Genomic DNA, 24,654 nt, shown 5'->3' with positions numbered 1-24,654 from the left:
CTTGCACCGTGTTCGCATTGGCGGCGTTCGGGACATCAGGCCGCGTCCACCGCCACGACGCCGCGGCGGATCGCGCGCACCGCCTTGGCCGCGGTCGAGGCGACCTCGGTGTCGTCGGCGGTCTCGTGGATCTGGTCGAGCAGGTCGATCACCTGGCGGCACCAGCGCACGAAGTCACCCGCCGAGAGCGGAGTGCCCTGATCCCCGCTGGCGAGCAGGGATTCGGCCAGCCCGTCACCGCGCGCCCACTTGTACACCCCGGTCACGAAGCCGAGGTCGGGCTCGCGGGTGGGCGGCAGCTTGTGCCGAGCCTCGTCGGTGCGCAGTTCGCTCCACACGTCGACGGTCGCGCCCACGGCCCGGCGGATCGGCGCGGTCGGACCCGACGGGCCGAGATAGCCGCCGGTCTCCTGCCGCGACTCGTAGACCAGGATCGACACCACCGCCGCCAGCTCGGCCGGGCCCAGTCCGCGCCACAGGCCCTGCCGAAGGGATTCGGCGACAACGAGATCCGCCTCGGTGTAGATCCGAGCCAGCCGCCGCCCGTCCGCGGTCACCTCGCCGCCGTCGACATAGCCGCGCTCGGCCAGCAGTCCGACGATGCGGTCGAACGTGCGGGCCAGCGAATTCGTCGTCGCCGCCACCTGCTGCCGCATCGATTCGGTCTCGCGCTGCAGCCGGTTGTACCGCTCGCCGACGCGGGCCAGCTGCTCGCGATCGGGCCGGGTGTGGGCCGGATGCGAGCGCAGCGCGCGGCGCAGATTCTGCAGTTCCCGGTCGTCGGCGGCCCGGCTGCGCGACCCCCGGCGCTGTCGCCCGGGCGTGCTGATCCCGGCGCTGCGCAGCGCCGAGGCCAGATCGCGGCGCACCCGCGCGGTGCGGTGATCGACATGGCGCGGCAGCCGCATGCGGCCCAGCGGCTCGGCGGGCGTGGGGAAGTCGGCCGCCGAGATGCGCCCGGCCCACTTGTCCTCGGTGAGCACCAGCGGGCGCGGATCACCCGGTGAGGCATCCGGTTCCAGAATCACCGCCAGGCCCTGCCGCCGCCCGCTCGGAATCGCCACCACATCGCCGCGGCGCAGCGCGGTCAGCGAGGCGACCGCCGCCCCACGCCGATCGGCCCGGCCCTGCCGCTCCAGATCGCGCTCGCGCTGCTTGATCCGCTCGCGCAGCGACAGGTATTCCAGGAAACCGTCGTCGCCGATCTGCGAGCGCAGCTTGCGCAGCGCGCCCTCATTGCGCTCGATACCTCGCACCAGACCAACGACCGACCGGTCGGCCTGGAACTGCGCGAAGGATCGTTCGAGCAGCGCCCGCGACTCCTCCGCCCCCATCCGATCGATGAGGTTGATCGACATGTTGTAGCCCGGCCGGAACGAGCTGCGCAGCGGATAGGTGCGGGTGGAGGCGAGTCCGGCCACCGCACTGGTGTCCACCTCGGGGGTCCACACCACCACGGCGTGCCCCTCGATATCGATGCCACGCCGCCCGGCGCGCCCGGTCAGCTGCGTGTACTCCCCCGGCGTCAGCTCGGCGTGCGCTTCGCCGTTGAACTTGACCAGCCGCTCCAGCACCACCGTGCGGGCGGGCATGTTGATGCCCAGAGCCAGTGTCTCCGTAGCGAATACGGCCCGCACCAGGCCGCGCACGAACAGCTCCTCCACGGCGTGCCGGAAGGCGGGCAGCATGCCCGCGTGGTGGGCGGCCAGCCCGCGGTGCAGCCCCTCGCGCCACTCCCAGTAGCCCAGCACCTCGAGGTCGGCGCGCGGCAGATCCCCGGTGTGCTTGGTGATGATCTCCTCGACCTCGTCGTAGTCCTCGGCCCGGCTCAGATCCAGCCGCGAGCGCACGCACTGCGCCAGCGCCCCGTCGCAGCCCGCCCGGCTGAAGATGAACGTGATGGCCGGAAGCAGCCCCTCCTTGTCCAGCAGCGCCAGCATCTCCGGGCGCGGCACCGAGCGGAAGTCCCGGCGCGGCCCGCCGCGCCCGCGCGGTCCACCCCAGCCGTTCATCCGGTCGGCGGCCTCGCGGTGCTTGATGTAGCGCACCAGATCCTCGTCCACCAGCACCTTCTGCTCGCTGGACTTGGAATCGAACAGGTCGAACAGCCGCCGCCCCACCAGCACGTGCTGCCACAGCGGCACCGGCCGGGTCTCGTCGACGATGACCGCGGTGTCCCCGCGCACGGTCTCCATCCACGCGCCGAACTCCTCGGCATTGCTGACCGTCGCCGACAGGCTCACCAGTCGCACATCCGGCGGCAGGTGCAGGATGACCTCCTCCCACACCGCCCCGCGGAACCGGTCGGCCAGATAGTGCACCTCGTCCATCACGACGTAGGAAAGCCCCTGCAGCGCATCCGAACTCGCGTAGAGCATATTGCGCAGCACCTCGGTGGTCATCACCACCACCGAGGCGTCGGGATTGAGCGACTGATCCCCCGTCAGCAACCCCACCGCACCGCGCCCATAGCGCTCGACCAGATCCGCGTACTTCTGATTCGACAGCGCCTTGATGGGGGTGGTGTAGAAGCATTTCCCCCCGGCGGCCAGCGCCAGATGTACCGCGAACTCGCCGACGACGGTCTTACCCGCCCCGGTCGGCGCGCAGACCAGGACGCTGTGCCCGCCCTGCAGCGCCGCGCAGGCCTGCTGCTGGAATGGATCGAGGGAGAAACTCAGTTCCGCGGCGAATGCCGCGAGTTCGCCGGAAAGCGACCGATGTGCCACTCCTCAGAGCGTATCGGAGTAGTCCGACACCGGGCGCGGTGATTTCTCCGGCGTGCTGATCGGCTCGGCCACGCCGACCGGCTGGGCCGGGGCCACCGGTTCGACCGCGTCGACGCCGTCGGAGGTCCCCAGCGGGGAGGCCTCGTCGTCGGACAGCGAGCTCCAGTCCTCCCCGCGGCGGGCCCGGCGGCGGTCGTTGAGCCGGGCCACCTGCACCGCGAACTCGAACAGCACGGTCAGCGCGAACGCCAGCGCCAGCATGGAGAACGGGTCCTGCGGGGTGACGATGGCGGCGAAGACGAACAGGCCGAAGATCATGCCGCGCCGCCACTTCTTGAGCTTCGCGTAGCTGAGCACGCCGATCATATTGAGCCCGATGACCAGCAGCGGAGTCTCGAAGCTCACCCCGAAGATGATCAGCAGCTGAATGATGAAGTCGAAGTACTGCGAACCGTTCAGCGCCGTGATCTGCACATTGCTGCCGATACCGAGCAGGAAGCTCAACGCGTGCGCGACCACCAGGTAGGCCAGCACCGCACCGGTCGCGAACAGCACCGCCCCGGCGGTCACGAAGCTGATGGCGTACTTGCGTTCCTTCGCGTACAGCCCGGGGGTGATGAACGCCCACACCTGATACAGCCACACCGGGCACGCCAGCACGACACCCGCGGTCAGGCCGACCTTGAACCGCAGCATGAACTGCTCGAACGGCGCGGTCGCCAGCAGCTGGCACTGGGTCGGATCGGCGTTCAGCATCGCCCGATGCGAGGGTGGCAGCGAACAGTAGGGGCCCTTGAGGACCTCACCCAGGCTCTCCACGCCGAGGAACCCGTGTGCGTACCACAGGAATCCGAACACCGTGGTGACCGCGACGGCCAGCAGCGACTTCAGCAGCCGCGACCGCAGCTCCTGCAGATGCTCGACCAGCGACATGGTGCCGTCGGGGTTCGTTCTGCGCCGGCTGCGCCGGGGATCGAACGGGATGCGCATGGATGTGACTGCCTCGCTGCTCGCTAAGGGCGCCCGGACATGAATCAACCCGGGACGAGCGTGCTCATCCCGGGGTACATCTCCCCGCTAGGCCTTGTGCGTTTCGGGGTTGGTCGGCGCGGCCTGGGTGGTCGGCTGCGCGGGGGGCAGCTCCGGCGCGGGCTTGTCCGTCTTGGCCGGAGACGCCTGCGAGCTCTCGGAGTGCATCTCGTTCATCTCGCTCTTGAAGATGCGCAGCGACCGCCCGAGCCCCCGCGCCGCGTCGGGCAGCCGCTTGGCGCCGAACAGCAGCAGGAACAGCAACGCAATGATGAGCCAGTGCGTCGGGCCGAATGAACCCATCGATTACCTCCAAAGACTGTGGTATGTCCGATGCTACCGGTATCAGGGCGTGGAGTTCTTCGCCGCCCGCAACTGGGCCAGCAGTTCCGCGCCCGTCCAGGTACGGGTGTCGCCGTTCTCGGCCGCGGTGATCAGCTCGATCAGCCGGGCGTTCACCGGCGTGGGGAGCCCAACCATGCGACCCAGATTCACGATCTCCCCGCAGAGCCAGCTGATTTCGGTCTTGCGGCCCAGCGCCAGATCGTCGGCCATCGACGAGCGGGCCATGGGATCGATCGCCAGCACCTGACCGGCGACCCGGTCGAACACCGCATCCGGCACGGTCAGCAGCCGCGCCAGCAGTTCCGGCGGCAGCAGCGTCAGCCGCGCCGGGCGAATGCGGGCGCGGTGCATCACCGCCAGCGCCTCGGATTGGGCCAGGGACAGGCAGCGCCGATAGTCGCGCTCGGACAGCTCCTCGCGCAGGGTGCGGCCAGACAGGGCGTTGATGGGGTTGTTCAGGTTCAGCAGCAGTTTGCCCCACTGCACCGGGCGCAGATCCGCATGCCGATCCAGCGCCAGTCCGGCCCGGCGGAACAGCGGGACGAAGCGCTCGAGCGCCGGATCGTCGGCGACGGCCAACCCGCCCGCGCTGCCGCGATGGAATCGGCCGCCCTCGTGCTGGACCACATTGCACATCACCATTCCCGCCAGCACCACACACGACGGGACGGTCTCGCGGATCACGGTGTCGTTGCCGATCCCGTTCTGCAGGCTCAGCACCACCGTGCCCGGATGCACCCGGCCGATCAGCTGTTTCGCGGCGTCGGCGGTCTGGCCGGATTTCACCGTGACCAGCACCAGATCGGCGGTGGCGGCCGAATCGGGTTCGGTGGCGACGTGAAAACCGCTGGCCGCCACCCGATCGTCGCCGCCGTCGAGGTCGGTCAGCCGCAGCCCCGTCGCCGCGATCGCCTCGCAGACCCGGGGCCTGCCCACGAATGTCACATCGGCACCCGCCGCGGCCAATTTTCCACCGACGAAGATGCCGATGCTGCCCGCACCGAGCACCGTCACCCGAAACGTCAAGCGGGACCGACCTCCTCGATCACGGTCTGTTCGACTCCGGCCTCGTCGTAGGCGGCCAGGGCGGCACTGGAACGCTCACGCACTGCGGTCACCAACTCCGCTGGACCCAGTACCGTCACGCCCGAGCCGAATCCCAGCAGCAACCGCGCCATCCAGTCCAGTGTGGCGAATCGCATGGTCGCCTCGACGCTGCCGTCGGGGTGCACGGCCATCCGGTGCATGGGGTACTGATCCAGAACCCAACCGTAGTCCGAGCGAATCCGCAAGCGCGCCAACGGGACCGCCGGATCGTCGGAGAACAGGTCCAGGCCCGCGGTCTCGTCGGTGGCGTGGCTGGGCGGATGGGCGGGTTCGTCGAGTTCGGTGGCCTCCTCGATGCGGTCGAATCGGAACAGCCGCACCCCCTCGGCCTGCCTGCACCAGGCCTGTAGATAGGAGTTGTTGTCCACCAGCACGATTCGGATCGGATCGACCACCCGCTCGGAGACCACGTCGCGACTGGCCGAGTAGTACACCAGCCGCAGCGCGCGTCCACGCGCCAGGGCCGAGCGGACCGTCGTCACCGCCGGGGCCTCCACGAATGCCAACGCCGCCGTGCCGCTCGCGGCCCCGCCGCTGTCACCGGCGATGGCGGCCTCGATCTTGGCCGTGGCCGATTGCGCGGCGGTGGGGTCGACCATGCCCGGCAGCGCGGCGATCGAGCGCAGCGCGACCAGCAGGGCGGTGGCCTCGGTGGAGGTCAGCCGCAGCGGCCGGTCGATACCCGCGGAGAAGGTGACCTCGATGCTCTCCTCGGAGAACGACAGGTCGATCAGATCGCCCGGCCCGTAGCCGGGCAGCCCGCACATCCACAACTGATTGAGATCGCTCATCAGTTGTTTGGTGGTCACGCCCAGATCCGCCGCGGCCTCGGCGGCGCTGATCCCCGGATTCGCCAGGAAATAGGGGACCATGTTCAGCAGGCGCGACAGACGGGTCGACAGCCGAGTGCTCACGCTCCCACCTCCGTGCGCTCGAGCACCGATCGCAGCCGCTCGATCACATCGGCGCGCAGGTCGGCCGGGGCGAGTACCAGCGCATCGGGCCCGAGCCCGGCGATCAAGCGCGCCAGCCAATCTCGCGAACGCACCGGCACCTCCACGATGGAACCGGGCCGCCCGCCGATCTCGCGCTCCTCCACGATCGCGCCGAGGCGGCGGATGTCCTGGGCGCGGCCCTCGGCCACCCAGACCGTCGCACTCCCCGTCACCGGGGCGGCCCCGGTCACCTCGGCGACGATCCGGCGCAGGTCCACCCCCTCGGGCTTGTGGACCACGTTCTCCGGCCCGTAGGCGGTGACGTCCTCGCCGATGCGCGAGAGCCGGAACGTGCGCACGGCCTGGCGATCGCGGTCGTGGCCGACCAGATACCAGCGACCGTGATGGGTCACCACACCCCAGGGCTCGACATCCCGCATCAGATACGGCGCCCCGTGGGACATGCGATGTTCGAACCGAACGGCTTGTCCGGCATCGATGGCGGCCAGCAACTTCCCCAGCGCGGCCTCCGACCCCCGGGTGCGCGCGGGCACCGCGGGCACCGACGCCACCGAGGCATCGGGCTCCACATGCACCCCCGCCGCCCGCAACTTCAACAGCGCACCCTCGGCCGCGGCGGCCAGCTCCGGCGACTCCCACAACTGCACGGCCACCGCCACCGCGGCGGCCTCCTCCCTGGTCAGATCGATATCGGGCAGCTCATAGGCATCCCGATTGATCCGATACCCCTCCTGACTGGAGTACCGGCTGACCGGCCCCACCTCCAGCGGAATTCCCAGATCCCGCAACTCGTTCTTGTCCCGCTCGAACATCCGGCTGAACGCCTCGTCACTGGCGGAATCCTCATATCCGGCAACGCTGTCCCGAATCCGCTCCGCGGTCAGGAACTGCCGGGTCGACAACAGCGCGATGACCAGATTCATCAGCCGCTCGACCTTGGATATCGCCACCCGATAGAGAGTAATGCGCACCCCCGCATCGATGCGCAGCCATACCCACTTTTTCCGGGACGGTCACATCGAGGCGATCAGCCGATCCACGCGTTCGTCCACCGAGCGGAACGGGTCCTTGCACAGCACGGTGCGCTGGGCCTGGTCGTTCAGCTTGAGGTGGACCCAGTCGACGGTGAAGTCGCGCCCGGCCTCCTGGGCGGCGGTGATGAAGTCGCCGCGGAGTTTGGCTCGGGTGGTCTGGGGTGGGGTGGTGACGGCCGCGTCAACGGCGTCGTCCTCGGTGACGCGTTTGGCCAGGCCCTTGCGCTGGAGCAGGTCGAAGACGCCGCGGCCGCGCTTGATGTCGTGGTAGGCCAGGTCGAGCTGGGCGATCTTGGGGTCGGACAGGTCCATGTTGTAGCGGTCCTGGTAGCGCTGGAAGAGCTTGCGCTTGATCACCCAGTCGATCTCGGTGTCGACCTTGGCGAAATCCTGGGCCTCGACCGCGTCCAGGGTGCGGCCCCACAGGTCCACCACCGCGTCGACCTGCGGATCGCGCTCGCGATTGCGCAGATGTTCGACCGCGCGGGCGTAGTACTCGCGCTGGATATCCAGGGCGCTGGCCTGGCGGCCGCCCGCCAGCCGCACGGGGCGGCGGCCGGTCAGATCGTGGCTGACCTCGCGGATGGCACGAATCGGGTTGTCCAGAGCGAAATCTCGGAACGAGACGCCCGCCTCGATCATCTCCAACACCAGCGCGGCCGTGCCGACCTTGAGCATCGTGGTGGTCTCGGACATGTTCGAGTCGCCGACGATGACGTGCAGACGCCGGTACTTCTCGGCGTCGGCGTGCGGCTCGTCGCGGGTGTTGATGATCGGCCGCGAGCGGGTGGTCGCCGAGGAGACGCCCTCCCAGATGTGCTCGGCCCGCTGCGACAGGCAGAACGTGGCCGCCTTCGGGGTCTGCAGCACCTTGCCCGCACCGCAGATGAGCTGGCGGGTAACCAGGAACGGCAGCAGCACATCGGAGATCCGGGAGAATTCGCCGGCCCGCACGACCAGGAAGTTCTCGTGGCAGCCGTAGGAGTTGCCCGCCGAATCGGTGTTGTTCTTGAACAGGTAGATGTCCCCGCCGATACCCTCTTCGGCCAGGCGCTGCTCGGCATCGATCAACAGCTCCTCGAGCACCCGCTCACCCGCGCGATCGTGGGTGACCAGCTGCACCAGGCTGTCGCATTCGGCCGTGGCGTACTCCGGATGGGAACCGACATCGAGGTAGAGCCGGGCGCCGTTGCGGAGGAATACGTTCGAGCTACGGCCCCAGGAAACCACCCGGCGGAACAGATAGCGGGCCACCTCGTCAGGGCTCAACCGACGGTGACCGTGGAACGTGCACGTCACCCCGAATTCGGTTTCGATCCCCATGATTCGTCGCTGCACACTATCGACATTACAGCCATGCCATGCCCGAAAGTGGCTGTGCGAGCGAGGTAATGCATACGTCTTCGCAACGATTTCGCCGGAGATGTTAACGGTGACCGGCCGAGAACGGCCGAAATGACCGGATCCCTTGCACTCGCGACCATCGAGTGCAAGGGATCCGGGTCACACTTGTTTCCTCGTTTCCGGGCGCGTTCTCAGCTGGGATCGCCCGCCGAGGGCGTCTCCGGCTCGTCGCCGCCCTCCTTCGCCGCGACCTGGCCCGACCCACCGGCCAGCAGGTTCTCCAGGTTGACCCGGGAGATGCGGCGGAAGGCCCGGCGCGGCCGGGCCTGCTCCAGCGTCGCCACCTCGAGCGTGCCGACGCCCAGGCTGCGCTTGTCCTTGTCGGCGCCCTCGGGGGTCGCCTTCTGCAGCGCGTCCACCGCGACGGTCAGGGCCGCGCTCAGCTCCAGCCCGGGCCGGTACGAGGACTTGAGCGCGGTCACGATGGGCTCGGTGGTGCCGCCCATCACCACGAATTCCCGCTCGTCGACGATGGAGCCGTCGAAGTTGACCCGGAACAGCACCGAATTCGGATCCTGCTCCGGATAGCCGACCTCGGCGATGCACAGCTCGACCTCGAAGGGCTTGAGCTGATCGGTGAAGATCGAGCCGAGCAGCGAGGCGAACATGTTGGCCAGCATTCGGCCGGTCACATCGCGGCGGTCGAACTGGTAGCCGCGCAGATCGGCCTGCAGGATGCCGTGCCGGCGCAGGTTCTCGAACTCGTTGTACTTGCCGACCGCGGCGAACCCCACCCGGTCGTAGAGCTCACTCACCTTGTGCAGCGTCGCCGACGGATTCTCCGCGACGAACAGCACACCCTTGTCGTACACCAACACCACGACACTGCGGCCCCGTGCGATGCCCTTGCGCGCAAGTTCGGTCTTGTCGCGCATGATCTGTTCGGCCGACGCGTAGTACGGCAGTGTCATGCCCGGGCACTCCCTTCCTCCGCCGCCCGCTCGTCCATGATGGTTCGGGCGATCTCGGCCAACCGCGCCTCCGAAACCTCTTCGGCCCCTTCGGCATCGATCACGACCGCCGTCGGGAAGATATTGCGCAGCAGGTCGGGACCGCCGGTGGCGGTGTCGTCGTCGGAGGCGTCGGCGAGCGCCTCGATGGCGATGCGCAGCGCGCGATCGGAATCGATGTCGCGGTGGTAGGTCTTCTTCAACGACGTCTTGGCGAACATCGAGCCCGATCCGACCGCGGTGTAACCGAAACGCTCCTCGCTGCGGCCGCCGACCACGTCGTAGGACACGATGCGACCGGCGCGGTCGGGGTCGGTGGCCTCGAGGTCGTAGCCGACCAGAATGGGCACCACCGCCAAACCCTGCATGGCCGCGGGCAGATTGTCGCGCACCATCTTCGACAGCTTGTTGGCCTTGCCGTCGAAGGTCAGGGGCACGCCCTCGATCTTCTCGTAATGCTCCAGTTCCACGGCGAACAGCCGGATCATCTCCACCGCCACCCCCGCGGTACCGGCTATACCGGCCGCGGAGAAGCTGTCGGTGATGTAGACCTTCTCCATGTCCCGATTGGCCACCAGGTTGCCCTGGGTGGCCCGCCGGTCGCCCGCGATGAGCACACCGCCGCGATAGCTCACCGCGACGATCGTGGTGCCGTGCGGTGCGATGTCGCTCGCCGCCGCCCCAGAGGAGGCGGCGACGACACGCCCGAAACCGTTGCCGGGCAACAGTTCCGGAGCGTAGTTCCGCAGGTATTCGGAGAAGGAGGACAGGGCGTACCCCGTGTGAAGGAGCCGCAAGGGGTCACCCGATGTCACTGGCCGCCTTTCTGAACGTATGCGCGCACGAAGTCTTCCGCGTTCTCCTCGAGCACATCATCGATCTCGTCGAGTAGGTCGTCGGTTTCCTCCGCCAGTTTCTCGCGACGCTCCTGTCCCGCGGCATCGACGCCGACGGCGTCGTCGTCCTCGTCGCCGCCACCGGCGCGCTTGGTCTGCTCTTGTGCCATAGCAGCCGACCTCCTCTGTACTGATATCGGCGAGCATCGGAGAAAATCCGATGCTCGTACGTCAACACTACCCAGCAGCGGCGACAACTGGCCGGATTACATTGCAATGTGGCTCCGCCGCAACCATGCGGCAGCCTGGACGAACGTACCGGAAGTCGCGCAGATCACATGCCTACGTGGTCAGCTGCTCGACCAGTTGCGCGGCCGTGTCCACGCCGTCGAGCAGCTTGCCCACATGCGATTTCGTACCGCGGCGCGGTTCCAGGGTGGGGATGCGCACCAGCGAGTCCCCGCCCAGATCGAAGATGACCGAATCCCAACTGGCCGCGGCGATATCGGCCCCGAACCGGCGCAGGCATTCGCCGCGGAAGTAGGCGCGGGTGTCGGTCGGCGGGTTGGTCATCGCGTCGACCACCTGCTGCTCGCTCACCAGCCGCTGCATCGAACCGCGCGCGACGAGCCGGTTGTACAGGCCCTTGTCCAGCCGCACATCGGAGTACTGCAGATCCATCAGGTGCAGTTTCGGTGCCGCCCAGCCCAGGCCCTCGCGGCTGCGCATGCCCTCGAGCAGGCGCAGCTTGGCCGTCCAGTCGAGCAGGTGCGCGGTCTCCAGCGGGTCGCGCTCGAGCAGGTCGAGCACGTGCGCCCACTTCTCCAGGATGTCGGTGACGCGGGCGTCGTCGGTGCCCTGGCGGCCGTGGAACTTCTCCACCCGGTCCAGATATACCCGCTGCAGCGCCAGGCCGGTCAGCTCGCGCCCGTCCACCAGCGCGACCGTGGCGCGCAGGGTGGGATCGTGGCTGATCTGATGGACGGCGGTGACCGGGCGGGCCAGCTGCAGATCCGACAGATCCTCCCCGCCCTCGATGAGGTCGAGGACCAGCGCGGTGGTTCCGACCTTCAGATAGGTCGACCACTCGGCCAGATTCGCGTCACCGATGATGACGTGCAGGCGGCGGTACTTGTCGGCGTCGGCGTGCGGTTCGTCGCGGGTGTTGATGATGCCGCGCTTGAGCGTGGTCTCCAGCCCGACCTCGACCTCGATGTAGTCCGCGCGCTGGGACAGCTGGAATCCGGCCTGATCGCCGGACTGCCCGATGCCGACGCGCCCCGAACCGGACACCACCTGGCGCGAGACGAAGAACGGCGTGAGCCCGACGATGATCTGGTTGAACGGCGTCTCCCGGCTCATCAGGTAGTTCTCGTGGGTGCCGTAGGAGGCGCCCTTGCCGTCGACGTTGTTCTTGTACAGCTGCATGCGCGGCGCACCGGGCACGCTCGAGGCGTAGCGGGCCGCGGCCTCCATCACGCGCTCACCGGCCTTGTCCCAGATCACCGCGTCCAGCGGGTCGGTGACCTCGGGGGCGGAGTATTCGGGGTGGGCGTGGTCCACGTAGAGGCGGGCGCCGTTGGTGAGGATCATATTGGCCGCGCCGACCTCGTCGGCGTCGATCACGGGCGCCGGACCGTTCAGCCGCCCCAGGTCGAAACCACGCGCGTCGCGCAGCGGCGATTCCACCTCGTAGTCCCACCGCGTGCGCTTGGCCCGGGGCACTCCTTCCGCCGCCGCATAGGCGAGCACCGCCTGGGTGGACGTGAGAATCGGGTTGGCCGAGGGCTCGGTGGGCGTGGAAATGCCGTACTCGACCTCGATTCCGATGATGCGCTGCATGGGTTCGAGCCTAGGCGACGAATGCCCAACCCGGGCGGGGCCACCGGTGCCGTCGGCCCCACGGCGGGTCGGCCGCAGGGCGTAGCGCAGGTCAACCGCTGGGTTGATGCGCACTCTCATACGATCGTATGAGAATGGGGCCATGCCCGAATCGCATACGCCCACCTCCGCCGGTGACCCGAATATCGCTGTCGCCCAACCTGCTTCACGCCCCACCCGATTACCCGCCCTGGATGTGCTGCGAGGCATCGCCATCCTCGGCACGCTGGGCACCAATGTCTGGATCCTCACCAACCCGGCCGGTCTGGTCGGATATCTGACCCGTTTCGACGCACCCGACGGCTGGTGGCTGTGGGCGGAGCGGGTGTTGCAACAGCTCGCCCAGGGCAAATTCCTCGGCCTGCTGACCATCATGTTCGGCATCGGCCTGGCGATCCAGCAGCGCTCGGCCGCCCGGGCCGGGCGCGCCTGGCCCGGCGGATATCCGTGGCGGGCGGCGCTGCTGTTCCTCGACGGGGTACTCAATTTCGTACTGGTCGCCGAATTCGATGTGCTGATGGGCTATGCGGCGACCGGTGCGGTGGTCGCGTTCCTGCTCGCGACCGGCGAGCGGGCGCGGCGGCGCTGGCTGATCGGCGCGGCCGCCGTCCACACGGCGATGCTGACCATCCTCGCGGTCGGGATGGCGACCGCGCCCCAATCGGATTCGCTCACCCCGCACGCACCGCGGCCCAATCCCTATGCCGAGGGCTCGTTCTGGGACCTCGTGCTCTTCCGGCTCGAGCACGCGGGACTGTTCCGGCTCGAGGCACTGTTCGTATTCCCCATGTCGATCGCGCTGTTCCTGTTGGGCGCGCGGCTGTTTCGCGCGGGTCTGTTCGAGGCCACCGGAGCGCGGCTGCGACGTCGGCTGCTGATCCTCGGATTCGGCGTCGCCGCACCGCTGGACCTGGCACTGGGCCTGTGGGAGCGCGACCTGATCCTGGTCACCCGCTACGGCACCGCACCACTGGTGGCCCTGGGCATCCTGGCGCTGGTGGCGGCGTTCTACGCCCACCGAACCGGGACCGGCTGGGTGGGCCGCCGTTTCGCCGAGGTCGGGCGAATGGCCTTGAGCTGCTACATCCTGCAGAACCTGATTGGCTCGGCGCTGTGCTACGGCTGGGGACTCGGGCTCGCCGCACGCGTCTCGGCGGACGCCCGGGTGCCGTTCACCGTGGCGATCCATCTGTTCGTGTGCGCGGTCATGGTGGTGTTCGCGCATCTGTGGCTGCGCCGGTTCGAGCGTGGGCCCGTGGAGTGGCTGTGGCACACGAGCTATCGGGCGCTGGTGCGTGCGGACCGATAGCCGCAGGGCGTTCGACCGCCGCGCCGGGCCGATCAGTTCGCGTTCAGCGCGCGCTGCACGAAGCGCAGCCCCGCGTCGAACCCGTCCCCCATGATCGTGTCGTGATCGGCGTCGAAGGTGGCGAACTCGTAGCGGGTCCCGGCCGCGGCGAATTCGGCGAGCAGCGCGAGCGTGAGAGGAAGCGGGACCGAAGTGTCGGCGACGCCCTGGCCGATGAAGACCGGCTGCCGGTAGCCGCCGGTCGGGATCGCCAGGTAGGCGTGGAGGAAAGCGAGGGCGGCGGGATCGTCGAGCGGGCGTGCCAGCAGCTCGCCGAGGGATCGATCGCCTACGGTGGCAGGCCATTCCGCGACGCATCGAGTGGATATCTCGGCCACGATGCGCCGTCCCTCGGGGGGGAGGTAGGAGCCGATGTCGAATCCGGAACTGTTCGCGCTCATCCCGGCCAGGACCGCCGCGACCACGCCGGTCATGCCGTTCAGCGCTGGAACGGCGGGCATGCCCGGGCGGGCCAGCCGCATCAGCTGCTCGATATGCGACGCCGGTGCCAGCGCGGCGGTCGCGCGGAAATCGAGTTCGGGGGCGTAGGTGGCGGCGAGATGCCCGGTGCTCAGGGCCGCGCCGCCGCCTTGCGAGACGCCCATGACGGCCCACCGGGTGGACAGGTCGGCGAAGGCCCGTCGCGCGGCACGCACCAGATCGATCGTGACCGTCGCCTCGGTGCGGGTGTTCTGGTAGGGATGGACTCCCGGCGACTCGGGGCTCAGCCCGAGGTAATCCGGTGCGACGGCGGCATATCCGGCCCGATTGACGCGACGCAGCGCGGGCGCGTCGTACGGGGCTCCGGCGGAGGAGGTGAGGCCGCAGCGGGGCGCCAGACCATTGGTGCCGTGGTCCCAGGCGACGATCGGCCAACCGCCGTCCGGGGCGTGGCCGTCGGGCAGGAAGATCAGGCCCGTCGCGGTGGTCGGTCGGCCGTCGAGCGCGACCGTGCGGTAGGTGAGCTTGTATCCCCGATCCATGCCGCCCCAGCCGACGGGGAGGGCGTCGAGTCGCACAAGGTCACCGGGCTGCGAATCCGACTGGGCGTTCGCCGGGGCGGCAAGGCCGGTCGCCGACGCGATCACCAGCGCCGCCGCGACGAGCGCCCAACGAAACCGCCGATCCTTTCGCTTGCTCATGATCATCATCCGACCAACCCCCGCCGTTCCCGTCGAGCCCCCGAACCTACCGGGCCGCCGGTCCGGCCGATTCCGGCCCGGTGCGGGCGGCAACACCGGTGGTGAATGCTACTGCGCCGGAACCGAATCCGTCTGCGCCAGGAGATCGGCGACGAGGGTGTCCCGCTGCAGCGGCACCCCGAGGCTGCGCGCGTTTCCTTCGAACAAGGCCAGCACCGACGAGGACAGGATGCCCTCGACCTGGTCGGAGGACAGCGTGGTGGCGGGATCGGCGCGCCAGCTGTTGACCACGCCGTCGACGAAGCCGATGATGCCGAAGGCCATCGGGCGGGCCCGATTGGGGTCGATGCCGAAGCGGGCCAGCGAGGTCGCGAACAGATCCGCGAGGCGGCCGCCGATGCGGTCGCGGGCCCCGGCCAGGGCGGCCGAATCCCGCTGCGGCGCATCGCCCGCCAGGAAGTGATGCAGATTCGGATGGCGCTCCACCCAGCCGACGTAGGTGCCCACCGCCCCGCGCACCGCGTCCTTGAGCGTGCCGTCGGCGCGCAGCGTCGGCATCAGCTCGGCCAGCAGCGATTCCAGGATCCGCCGCCGGATCTGCTCGTCCAGGTCGGCGCGGCCGTCGAAGTGCCGGTACACCACCGGGCGGGGCAGCCGCAGCCGATCGGCGATCTGCTGCACCGAGACATCGACGCCGTTCTCCTCGATCACCGTCATCGCGGCGTCGAGCACCTCGGCGCGACGCTGCTGCTTGTGCCCGTTCCAGCGCGTGGTGCGGCCGTCGAGCCGAGAACCGGACGTTCCGCTGGATTTGGTCACATGTCAACGATACCGCCCCCGGTATTGACCGCTACATCCTGTCTCACTAATCTGAGTGTTACAGCGTGTATCGGCTATTCGAATTTGGAGAGCTGTCATGGGCAACGAGGCCACACTGCTCCCCGGGGAGTCCTTCGCACAGCGCCTGCTCACCGGATCGGCGAAGAAGTCCTACGACCCGGTCGTGGACATGGACTGGGACGCGCCGCTGGATCCGGACAAACTGTTCCTCCCGGCGGAGGTCGTCTCCCTCTACGGCACCGAGCTGTGGGAGTCGATGACCCCGCAGCAGCGCCGCGAACTGTCCCGCCAGGAACTGGCCAATGTGCTCTCGGTCGGCATCTGGTTCGAGAACCTGCTCAATCGGCTGCTGCTGCGCGAGTTGATGAACGGCGATCCCACCAGCCGCCACTCGCACTACACGCTCACCGAGATGGGCGACGAGTGCCGCCACATGATGATGTTCGGCAAGCTCATCGACCGCATCGAGGCCCGCCCGTACTGGCCCAAACCCTATGCGCGCCTGATCATCTCGTCACTGCAACTGTTCCTGCGCGGCTCCATGACCTGGGTGGGCGCACTGGTCGGCGAGGAGATCTTCGACGCCCTGCAGCGCAAAACCCTAGACGATCCCGAACTGCAACCGCTGGTATCGCGCGCCATGCGCATCCACGTCACCGAGGAGGCCCGCCACATCGGCTTCGCCCGCGACGCGCTGGCCCGGCGGACGCCGACCATGTCGGCGGCCGAGCGGGCCTACACCCGCCTGTGCGTCGCGATCGCGGCCCCGCTGTTCGTCCATCTGATGACCAACCGGCACATGTACGACCGCGCCGGACTGGACGGGCGCGCGGCCAAGCGGATCGCCCGCGCCAATCCGCACGCCAAGCGCGCACTGGGCACGGGCGCCGCCAATCTCGGCGCGTTCCTGGACAAACAGGGCCTCATCGGCCCGATGGGCACCTGGATCTGGCGACGGCGAGGGCTGCTGACATGAGGAATCCGCTGCGCCGCCGCCCCGCTCACATCTCGGGCGGCGAGATCGATGTACTCATCGCCGGGGCGGGCGCCGAGGAACTGTGGGTGGCCCACGAACTGCGCCGCGCCGGATTCGCCGTGCGGGTCCTCGCTCAGCACGGCCCCACGGCCCGGGACAGCGAGGGGATCGAGTGGAACGCACCGATCGACGCGCTCGAGTTCGACGGCCACACCGATCGCTGGCGGGTGCGCACGGCGGGCGAGGAGCGGTACCGGCCGCGCATCGTCGTGCTGACACCCCCGGCGAATCTGACCGGCTGGCATCTGATCGGGCTCGACGGCCGCAAGATCGAGCAGGTCCGTGACACCTCCGCATTCCAGGGCATCGCCGTGCACGGTTTTCCGAATCTGTTCTTCCTCACCCCGCCGCCGCTGGCGGAGATCGCGATGCCGCCGACCCCGATCGAGGCGCGCACCCGCTACCTCCGCCAGTGCCTCGAGCTGTTGCGGCGCACCTCGAGCACCCGCATCGAGGCCCGCGCGGCCACCCAGCACGAATTCCATCGCCGACTGGGCGCCGCACGGTCGCCGCGCCCGGCCCTGCGCCGCCCCGCGCCGCACCACTTCGACCTCACCGTCGCCGCCGATCGTGAAGCGGCACATGAATATTCGGGCCCCGCGCTGCTCGACGCACCGGGTGTCGAACTGCTGGTGACCGTCACGCTCAACGGCCATCCCGATCCCATCGACGGCCGCTACCACTGGTACGGCCGCATCACCGCCGACGCCGACCTGCCCGATCCGGGTCGCGGCGGGGTCTTCCTCACCCTGCCCGGCGGCCGACCGACGGCCGGCCGCTTGCAGGAGCGCGACCCGTGGGGACATCTACGCATCACCGGCGTCGGCGAACCGCCGTTTCCCCTCGAATCCGCCCCCGCCCACTGAGTCCCGGCCGCACGGCCGGGACCCGGTGCGGCACCGGGACATTCAGCCCGGCACCTTGTCCAGGAAGCCGAGCACCTGCTTGATGCGCCCGCCCTCGAGTGCGACCGCGTCGAAGCCGATCACCAGCGGCTCCGCCGCCCCCGGCGCGCCCAGCAACCAGGTGAACCGGGCGATGTCGTGGTGCCCGTCGACCGGGCCGAGGGTGAATTCCAGTCCCGGGAACTGTTGCTGGGCACCCGCGATGACCTGCTCGATGGCCGCCGCGCCCGCGACCTGGGCGAGCGGATCGGTGTAGGTGGCCTCGGGGGTGAACACCTCCGCGATCAGCGCGCCGCGCTTGTCCGCGTCCCGCTCGTTCCAGGCGTCGATGTAGCGCTGTGCAATGTTTTCGTATTCGCTCATGGGACAAGCATCTTCGACGCGAGCACCGGAGTCGATTACGCGCGAGGTAATGCCCGCGCCCGCGAATCCCGCCGCGGCACAGCCGAACTCACAACACCGATCGCAGCGACTGCTCGTCCCGCGCGACCACCGCCCGCCCGTCCCCAGTGACGACGATGGGTCGTTGGATCAACCGGGGATGTTCCGCCAGCGCCCGGATCCACCGCTCCCGATCGGCGGGCGTGCGCGTCCACCCGCCGACGCCGAGCCGCTTGGCCTCGTCCTCGCCGGTGCGGGTGATATCCCACGGCTCGAGCCCGAGCCGACCCAGTATCGCCCGGATCTCCTCGGCATCCGGCGGCTGCTCGAGATACCGCCGCTCGACGTAGTCGACCCCCGCCTCGTCCAGCGCCGCCTTGGCCGCACGGCTTTTCGAACAGCGCGGGTTGTGCCAGATCTCCCTCTGCTCCGACGTCATGAGCGCAGGGTATACGCCGAGGTGCCCGCATCGACAGCCCGCTCACGCCAGCGCGGCGGGCAGGGGTGTCCCCGGGCCACCTCCGCCGTCCGACGCCCACGGCGGAGCCGAGAGCAGGCCGGTCCGTTTGGTGGTCGCCGAAATCGCGGACACGAGATCACGGTAGCCGCGACCGCCGACGCAGGGAATGGAAAGACCGACAGAAATGGTCGTCGAAAATGTAATTGTGCGCCACCGCGGCGCTGCCGTTCGGCCGAATTCCGACAACACACCTCGCGCCGCGGGCCAGATTGGCCGCTGCCCCAACGGCTTTCGCCTCTCCCGATTACGTGATCCAGATAACATTTGCTTGACGGTAATGGAAACGCTGGAGCACGGTGGTGGTCTGAAGAAATTCTCTGAACAGAGATTTACATCGTCGGAGGGAGTCCGGCAGTGAAACGACTGAAAAGCCTGCGCGAATATCTCGATCGATTGAAAGAACTGGGCGATCTACGGACGGTCTCCGCCATCGTGGACACCCATCTCGAAATCGGAGCAATAATCCGGCACAGTACCGAGAATCGGGAGCCCGCACCGTTTTTCTCCAATATCCGAGGTTATTCGAAGGAGTTCCGGGTGGTGGGCGCGCCGGGTGCGTTGAGCTCGATCCCGGGGCATCCCTGGGCACGCATCGCGCTGGCGCTGGGGTTGCCGATCGACACCGAACCGCTCGACATCGTCGAACGCGTGGCCCGCGCCAAGGACAACACCCCGATTCCCCCGGTGGTCGTCGAGTCCGGACCGTGCCAGGACAATGTGCTGATCGGCGAGGAGGCCGACATCACCATCTTCCCCACCCCGCTGATCCACGACGGCGACGGCGGCCGGTACTTCCAGACCTGGGGCAGCTGGATCCTCAGCACCCCGGACGGCAGCTGGACGAACTGGTCGATCGCGCGAGCGATGATTCACGATCGGCGACACCTGACCGGATTCATTCCACCGACCCAGCACAACGGCATGATTCACAAGAAATGGATCGACAAGGGCGAACCGATGCCCTTCGCGTTGGCCCAGGGCGGTGAGCCGATAATTCCGCTGATCTCCGGAATGAGCCTGCCCTATGGCGTCGCCGAAGCCGATTTCATCGGCGGTTACTGGGGCGAACCGCTCGAGGTCGTGAAATGCAAGACCGTCGACCTGTACGTGCCCGCCGAAGCGGAAATCGTGGTGGAGGGCTTCGTCCTGCCGGATACCAGCTTCCTCGAGGGTCCGATGGGCGAATACACCGGATATCAACACGGCCACCCGGAGCCGATGCCCGCCTACGAGATCACCGCGATCACCTACCGGGACAACGCGATTCTGCCCGTGGTTTCGGCAGGCAAACCGATCGACGACGACCACACCGTGTTCTCGATCCTGGATTCCGCGGAGTATCTGCACCTGTTGCGGGAGAAGGGATTCCCGATCACCCACGCCTGGATCCTGCCCGAATCCGCCGCGCACGCCGTGGTGATCACGGTCCCCTACGGCTGGTGGAATACCGTGGGCCACACCGATTCCAGCAAGTTCTGTCGGGATCTGGCGGCCGAGCTGATGACCAGCCATGCGGCGGGCAATCTCGCCCAGATCTTCGTAATGGACGACGATATCGACCCCGTCGACATGCTCGATGTCATGTGGGGCTTCGCGTCCCGGTGCAATCCGCGGACCGGGCACGACTGGGTGGCCAACGAGCAGGCCGTGCACATCATGATCCTGTACACCGAGGAGGAGCGCTACCGCTTCACCGGCTCGACCCACATCTACAACTGCCTGCTGCGCATCGGCACCGACCGCGCGACCCCCGCGTCGTTCGACTCGCTGTTCCAGCATTCGGTCAAGGCCCGGGCGCTGACCATTTGGAACAACCCCGATGAGGGCATTCCCGAGGAGCCCTCCATCCTCCAGACCGCCGACAAGGGGTGAGATCATGCGACTCATCATCGGAATGACCGGAGCGACCGGAGCCATCTTCGGCGTGCGTCTGCTCGAGGCTTTGCGCGAATTACCGGACGTGGAGACGCATTTGGTGCTCAGCAAATGGGCCCGGATCACCATCGAGCTCGAAACCCCGTACACGGCAAAGGAGGTCGCGGCACTCGCCGACGCGGTGTACGGGCCGACCGATCAGTCCGCCGCGATCTCGTCGGGCTCGTTTCGCACCGACGGCATGATCATCGCGCCGTGCAGCATGAAGACCCTCGCCGGAATCCGCATGGGCTTCGCGGACGGACTCGTCGGCCGCGCGGCCGACGTGATCCTCAAGGAGCGCCGCAAACTCGTGCTCGTTCCCCGCGAAACACCCTTGAGCACCATCCATTTGGACAATATGGCCGAGTTGTCCCGCATGGGCGCGGTGCTGGTTCCGCCGACCCCGGCGTTCTACCACCACCCCAGCACCATCGACGACCTCGTCGACCACATCACCGCCCGCGTCCTGGACCAGTTCGATCTCGCCGGTCCCGACACGCCCCGCTGGGCCGGACTTCCCGGCCGTCCGAAGACCTTCGACATCCACCCCGGAGAGGAACACGGCTATGCAGCGACTGCGCAGTCTGCGCGAGTACCTGGCCCGGCTGCAGGCAATGGGCGACGTCCGTGAGGTGACCGCTCCGGTCGATACGAAGCTGGAGATGGGCGCGATCATCCGGCACAGCACCGAAAATCGCGAACCCGCGCCGCTTTTCACCAATATCCGCGGCTACCCGAAGGGATTTCGAGTACTCGGCGCTCCGGGCGCGTTGAGCTCGCGGCCCGCGGCCCCGTGGGCCCGGATGGCGTTGTCCCTCGGCCTGGACCCCGACACCCCGGTGGATGAGCTGATCGAACGCGTCGCCGCCGCGCGGGACAAGCCGCCGGTCGATCCGGTGGTGGTGGACTCCGGTCCCTGCCAGCAGAACGTCCTGACCGGCGACGCCGTCGACCTGAACATCTTCCCCACGCCGCTGATTCACGATGGCGACGGCGGCAGGTACTTCCAGACCTGGGGCAGCTGGGTACTGCGCACCCCGGACGGCGACTGGACCAACTGGTCGATCAACCGCGCGATGATCCACGACGCACGCCACCTCACCGGCCTCATCTCCGCGGGCCAGCACAACGGCGTCATTCGGGATCTCTGGACCAGGCGCGGCGAGCCGATGCCGTTCGCGCTCGTGCAGGGCGCCGAGCCCGCCGTACCGCTCATCGCCGGAATGTGCCTGCCCGAGCGGATCGACGAGGGCGCGTTCGTCGGCGGCTGGTTCGGCGAGCCGGTCGAGGTGGTCAGGTGCAAGACGGTCGACCTGTATGTGCCCGCCGAGGCCGAGATCATCGTCGAGGGCCACGTCCTGCTGGACGCGACGCTGCCCGAGGGTCCGATGGGCGAGTACAACGGATACCTCTACGGGCATGCCCAACCGCAGCCGGTGTACGAGGTCACCGCGATCACCTACCGCGACGATCCGATCCTGCCGGTGGTCGCCGCGGGGAAACCGATCGAGGACTGCCACACCGTCTTCGCCGTGGTCGACTCGGCCGAAATCCTCTATGAGCTGCGCGGGGCCGGATTCCCGGTGACCCGAGCCTGGATGGTTCCCGAAACCACCGGCGACACGGTCGTCGTCACGGTGCCGCGGGACTGGCGCCAGCGCGTCGACACCGACTCGGCCACCTTCTGCCGCAGTATCGCCGACGCCCTGATCGGCACCCACGTCGGCAACGGCCTGGCCAATACCATCGTCTGCGACGACGACATCGACCCGACCGACCCCCGAGATCTGCTGTGGGCATTGGGTTCGCGCTGCCACCCGAAGAACGGTCACCTGCTGATCGAGTCGAAACCGATCGTCCCCCTGCAGGTCTACTACACCGCCGAGGAGCTCGAGACGCTCACCGGACCGAGCGCGATCTACGACTGTCTGCTGTCCACGGACGCGGACCGCCCGCGAAGCACCGCGTTCCGGGACAACTACTCCGACGCCGTCCGGCAGCGAGCGCTGGCCATCTGGAACGCGGCCGCGAACTGAATTCAGCCTTTGCGGACCCGGTAGCGCAGGTGGGTGACTCGCTCGCCCGGCACGATGGTCGGATTCTCCAGGACGTGCGGGGCCGCGCCGACCTGGTCGAAGAAGGGGGTCCCGCCGCCGAGTACGACCGGGATCAGATCGATGTGGATCTCGTCGAGCAGGCCCGCCTCCAGGAATTGCCGGGCGATCGTGCCGCCGTTCACGGCGACGGCCCTGCCCTCGGCCAGCTTCGAGGCCTGTTCGAGCGCCGCCTCGATACCGTCGACGAAGGTGAACGGCGCGCCCGGATGGTCGTCGATCCACTGCTGCGGAATACGGTGGGTGACCACGACCACCGGTCGATCCATCGGATGGATGCCGTTCCAGCCATCGGTCATGTCGAACAGCCGCCGACCGACCACGAGCACGCCCAACCGCTCCAGATGCTCACTCAGATACCGGTGGTCGACCTCGCTGAGCCGCAGCGGTATCTCCGGATGGGTGCTGGGCAGCTCTCGATCCCCCGCCTCGTACCAGGCGAACAGATGCTCGAACCCACTCTCCCCGGGCCCGGCGATATAGCCGTCGATCGACATGCTGGCCCCGGTGATCACTGTGCTCATCTCGAACTCCTTGCTGATGTGGACGCTTCGGAACTCCTGACGGCCCGCGGCACCGGGATTCATCGGTCCTACACGTCGAAGTACAGCTCGAATTCGAACGGGTGTGGGCGAACGTTGATCTCGGCGATCTCCGCCTCGCGCTTGAGGCGGATCCAGGTCTCGATCAGGTCGTCGGTGAAGACGTTGCCCTGCGTCAGGTAGTCGTGGTCGGCCTCGAGGCGGTCGATGACCGCGGCCAGGCTCGGTGGGGTCTGGGTGACCTCGGCGGACTCCTCGGGGGTGAGCTCGTAGAGATCCTTGTCGATCGGAAGCGCGGGCTCGATCTTGTTCAGGATGCCGTCCAGCCCGGCCATCATCATCGCGGCGAAGGACAGATACGGATTGCCCGAGGAGTCGGGGCAGCGGAACTCCAGCCGCTTGGAATTGGCATTGGCGCCGGTCACCGGAATGCGCACGGCCGCGGAGCGATTGCGCTGGCTGTAGACCAGATTCACCGGCGCCTCGAAACCGGGCACCAGCCGCTTGTAGGAGTTGACCGTCGGGTTGGTGAAGGCCAGCAGCGACGGCGCGTGATGCAGCAGCCCGCCGATGTAGTGCCGGGCCAGATCCGACAGGCCGGCATAGCCCGCCTCGTCGTAGAACAGCGGCGAGCCGTCCTTCCACAGCGACTGGTGCACGTGCATGCCGGACCCGTTGTCGCCGAACAGCGGTTTGGGCATGAAGGTCACCGTCTTGTCGTGCTGCCAGGCGGTGTTCTTCACGATGTACTTGTACAGCTGCAGATCGTCGGCGGCGGCCAGCAGCGTATTGAACCGGTAGTTGATCTCGGCCTGGCCCGCGGTGCCGACCTCGTGGTGGCCCTTCTCCAATTCCAGGCCCGCGCGCTGCAGATTCGTGCACATGACATCGCGCAGATCGACGTCGTGGTCGTAGGGCGCGACCGGGAAGTAGCCGCCCTTGGCACGGATCTTGTAGCCGCGGTTGATGGTGCCGTCCGGATTGTACTTCTCGCCGGTGTTCCAATCCGCCGAGGCCGAATCCACCTCGTAGAAGGCGCGATTCATGGCGGTGTCGTAGCGCACCGTGTCGAAGATGTAGAACTCGGCCTCCGGCCCGAAGTACGCGGTGTCGGCGATGCCGGTGGAGCGCAGATACTCCTCGGCCTTGCGCGCCACATTGCGCGGATCGCGGCTGTAGGCCTCGCGGGTGTGCGGATCGTGGACGAAGCAGTTGACATTGAGCGTCCTGGCCACCCGGAACGGATCCACCCGGCAGGTCCGCAGATCCGGCAGCAGCAGCATGTCGGACTCGTGGATCTGCTGGAAGCCGCGCACCGACGAGCCGTCGAAGGCGATCCCCTCGTCCACCAGTTCGGGGCCGAACATCTTGGCCGGGATCGAGAAATGCTGTTCCACCCCGGGGACATCGCAGAAGCGCACGTCGACGTATTCGACCTCCTCGGCGCCGATGAACTCCAGGACGCCATCCGTAGTTGGGGTGATCACCGGTAACTCCTCGTGAACTCGCGGCCGCCGGTTCCACGATACGACTTCTCGATCGGCGTCGGACCGCGAATCGCGTTGCCCAACAAGATCATTCGGAGATTTCGCGAAGTCCGCGGGCGAGCGGGAGCGGCGGCTTCGACCGGCCGGGCAA

The 24,654-nt window shown here is 68.0% G+C and carries 23 protein-coding genes; 6 read left to right on the top strand and 17 right to left on the bottom strand.

The genetic code is table 11. The features are described from left to right. Positions 1 to 35: 35 nt before the first annotated feature. From NDR87_RS15675 to dop, 11 genes are all read right to left on the bottom strand, one after another. Positions 36 to 2,729, bottom strand: coding sequence for an RNA helicase (locus NDR87_RS15675; protein WP_251913718.1), 2,694 nt, complete (start codon positions 2,727 to 2,729; stop codon positions 36 to 38). Positions 2,730 to 2,732: 3 nt separating this feature from the next. Then, on the bottom strand, positions 2,733 to 3,719 hold the full coding sequence (gene tatC / locus NDR87_RS15670; protein WP_251913719.1) for a twin-arginine translocase subunit TatC: 987 nt from the start codon (positions 3,717 to 3,719) through the stop codon (positions 2,733 to 2,735). 87 nt (positions 3,720 to 3,806) lie between these two features. Further along, positions 3,807 to 4,061 carry a Sec-independent protein translocase subunit TatA gene (gene tatA / locus NDR87_RS15665; protein ID WP_251913720.1) on the bottom strand — a complete coding sequence of 85 codons (255 nt, stop codon included), beginning with the start codon at positions 4,059 to 4,061 and terminating at the stop codon, positions 3,807 to 3,809. A gap of 42 nt (positions 4,062 to 4,103) precedes the next feature. After that, positions 4,104 to 5,129 (bottom strand): 2-dehydropantoate 2-reductase, encoded by a 1,026-nt coding sequence (locus NDR87_RS15660; protein ID WP_251913721.1) that lies wholly within the window; start codon positions 5,127 to 5,129, stop codon positions 4,104 to 4,106. After that, on the bottom strand, positions 5,126 to 6,124 hold the full coding sequence (locus NDR87_RS15655; RefSeq protein WP_251913722.1) for a YafY family protein: 999 nt from the start codon (positions 6,122 to 6,124) through the stop codon (positions 5,126 to 5,128). The genes NDR87_RS15660 and NDR87_RS15655 overlap by 4 nt, the downstream gene beginning before the upstream one ends. Beyond that, positions 6,121 to 7,116: a YafY family protein gene (locus NDR87_RS15650; RefSeq protein WP_251913723.1), complete on the bottom strand. Its 996-nt coding sequence runs from the start codon at positions 7,114 to 7,116 to the stop codon at positions 6,121 to 6,123. The genes NDR87_RS15655 and NDR87_RS15650 overlap by 4 nt, the downstream gene beginning before the upstream one ends. A gap of 63 nt (positions 7,117 to 7,179) precedes the next feature. Beyond that, complete coding sequence (pafA, locus tag NDR87_RS15645) at positions 7,180 to 8,538, bottom strand: Pup--protein ligase (protein WP_251913724.1); 1,359 nt, start codon at positions 8,536 to 8,538, stop codon at positions 7,180 to 7,182. Positions 8,539 to 8,735: 197 nt separating this feature from the next. Next, complete coding sequence (gene prcA, locus NDR87_RS15640; protein ID WP_251913725.1) at positions 8,736 to 9,515, bottom strand: proteasome subunit alpha; 780 nt, start codon at positions 9,513 to 9,515, stop codon at positions 8,736 to 8,738. Continuing rightward, positions 9,512 to 10,390, bottom strand: coding sequence for a proteasome subunit beta (gene prcB, locus NDR87_RS15635; protein ID WP_372494197.1), 879 nt, complete (start codon positions 10,388 to 10,390; stop codon positions 9,512 to 9,514). Before prcB ends, prcA begins: the two co-directional genes overlap by 4 nt. After that, a complete protein-coding gene (locus NDR87_RS15630) occupies positions 10,366 to 10,560 on the bottom strand; it encodes a ubiquitin-like protein Pup (protein WP_062503939.1) in 195 nt (64 codons plus the stop codon). The genes prcB and NDR87_RS15630 overlap by 25 nt, the downstream gene beginning before the upstream one ends. 172 nt (positions 10,561 to 10,732) lie before the next feature. After that, positions 10,733 to 12,232 carry a depupylase/deamidase Dop gene (dop, locus tag NDR87_RS15625; protein ID WP_251913727.1) on the bottom strand — a complete coding sequence of 500 codons (1,500 nt, stop codon included), beginning with the start codon at positions 12,230 to 12,232 and terminating at the stop codon, positions 10,733 to 10,735. Positions 12,233 to 12,416: 184 nt separating this feature from the next. Between dop and NDR87_RS15620 the strand changes: the two genes are divergently transcribed. Beyond that, positions 12,417 to 13,580, top strand: a complete 1,164-nt coding sequence (locus NDR87_RS15620; RefSeq protein WP_372494198.1) for a DUF418 domain-containing protein — start codon at positions 12,417 to 12,419, stop codon at positions 13,578 to 13,580. 32 nt (positions 13,581 to 13,612) lie between these two features. On the opposite strand, the gene NDR87_RS15615 is transcribed toward NDR87_RS15620, so the two are convergent. Together NDR87_RS15615 and NDR87_RS15610 are read right to left on the bottom strand one after the other, a co-directional pair. Then, the gene (locus tag NDR87_RS15615) at positions 13,613 to 14,761 is read right to left on the bottom strand and encodes a lipase family protein (RefSeq protein ID WP_251913729.1); all 1,149 of its coding nucleotides are present in this window, start codon (positions 14,759 to 14,761) and stop codon (positions 13,613 to 13,615) included. 108 nt (positions 14,762 to 14,869) lie between these two features. After that, positions 14,870 to 15,580, bottom strand: coding sequence for a TetR/AcrR family transcriptional regulator (locus tag NDR87_RS15610; protein ID WP_251913730.1), 711 nt, complete (start codon positions 15,578 to 15,580; stop codon positions 14,870 to 14,872). 97 nt (positions 15,581 to 15,677) lie between these two features. Here NDR87_RS15610 and NDR87_RS15605 point away from each other — a divergent pair, with 97 nt between their 5' ends. Both NDR87_RS15605 and NDR87_RS15600 read left to right on the top strand, forming a co-directional pair. Continuing rightward, positions 15,678 to 16,577, top strand: coding sequence for a diiron oxygenase (locus NDR87_RS15605; protein WP_251913731.1), 900 nt, complete (start codon positions 15,678 to 15,680; stop codon positions 16,575 to 16,577). Further along, positions 16,574 to 17,503, top strand: a complete 930-nt coding sequence (locus NDR87_RS15600) for a DUF4873 domain-containing protein (RefSeq protein ID WP_251913732.1) — start codon at positions 16,574 to 16,576, stop codon at positions 17,501 to 17,503. The genes NDR87_RS15605 and NDR87_RS15600 overlap by 4 nt, the downstream gene beginning before the upstream one ends. A gap of 42 nt (positions 17,504 to 17,545) precedes the next feature. Here the strand turns inward: NDR87_RS15600 and NDR87_RS15595 are convergent, their stop codons facing one another. Next, positions 17,546 to 17,905, bottom strand: a complete 360-nt coding sequence (locus tag NDR87_RS15595; RefSeq protein WP_251913733.1) for a nuclear transport factor 2 family protein — start codon at positions 17,903 to 17,905, stop codon at positions 17,546 to 17,548. A gap of 88 nt (positions 17,906 to 17,993) precedes the next feature. After that, on the bottom strand, positions 17,994 to 18,362 hold the full coding sequence (locus NDR87_RS15590) for an arsenate reductase family protein (RefSeq protein WP_251913734.1): 369 nt from the start codon (positions 18,360 to 18,362) through the stop codon (positions 17,994 to 17,996). Positions 18,363 to 18,797: 435 nt separating this feature from the next. Between NDR87_RS15590 and NDR87_RS15585 the strand changes: the two genes are divergently transcribed. The 3 genes from NDR87_RS15585 to NDR87_RS15575 are packed head-to-tail and all read left to right on the top strand — an operon-like array spanning position 18,798 to position 22,396. Then, entirely contained in the window at positions 18,798 to 20,315 is a 1,518-nt protein-coding gene (locus tag NDR87_RS15585; RefSeq protein ID WP_251913735.1) for a UbiD family decarboxylase, read from the top strand. Between the two features lie 4 nt (positions 20,316 to 20,319). After that, complete coding sequence (locus NDR87_RS15580; protein ID WP_286013584.1) at positions 20,320 to 20,991, top strand: non-oxidative hydroxyarylic acid decarboxylases subunit B; 672 nt, start codon at positions 20,320 to 20,322, stop codon at positions 20,989 to 20,991. Then, positions 20,927 to 22,396, top strand: a complete 1,470-nt coding sequence (locus NDR87_RS15575) for a UbiD family decarboxylase (RefSeq protein ID WP_251913736.1) — start codon at positions 20,927 to 20,929, stop codon at positions 22,394 to 22,396. Before NDR87_RS15580 ends, NDR87_RS15575 begins: the two co-directional genes overlap by 65 nt. Before the next feature lie 2 nt (positions 22,397 to 22,398). Here NDR87_RS15575 and NDR87_RS15570 read toward each other — a convergent pair whose 3' ends face one another. Both NDR87_RS15570 and glnA read right to left on the bottom strand, forming a co-directional pair. Continuing rightward, positions 22,399 to 22,998, bottom strand: a complete 600-nt coding sequence (locus tag NDR87_RS15570) for a dihydrofolate reductase family protein (RefSeq protein WP_251913737.1) — start codon at positions 22,996 to 22,998, stop codon at positions 22,399 to 22,401. Positions 22,999 to 23,066: 68 nt separating this feature from the next. After that, positions 23,067 to 24,503: a type I glutamate--ammonia ligase gene (glnA, locus tag NDR87_RS15565; protein WP_251913738.1), complete on the bottom strand. Its 1,437-nt coding sequence runs from the start codon at positions 24,501 to 24,503 to the stop codon at positions 23,067 to 23,069. Between the last annotated feature and the right edge of the window lie 151 nt (positions 24,504 to 24,654).

The sequence above is a fragment of the Nocardia sp. CDC159 genome, assembly GCF_023740735.1.
In the GTDB taxonomy this organism is placed as follows: Bacteria; Actinomycetota; Actinomycetes; order Mycobacteriales; family Mycobacteriaceae; genus Nocardia; species Nocardia pulmonis.
This window is presented reverse-complemented; position numbering and strand designations above follow the sequence as displayed.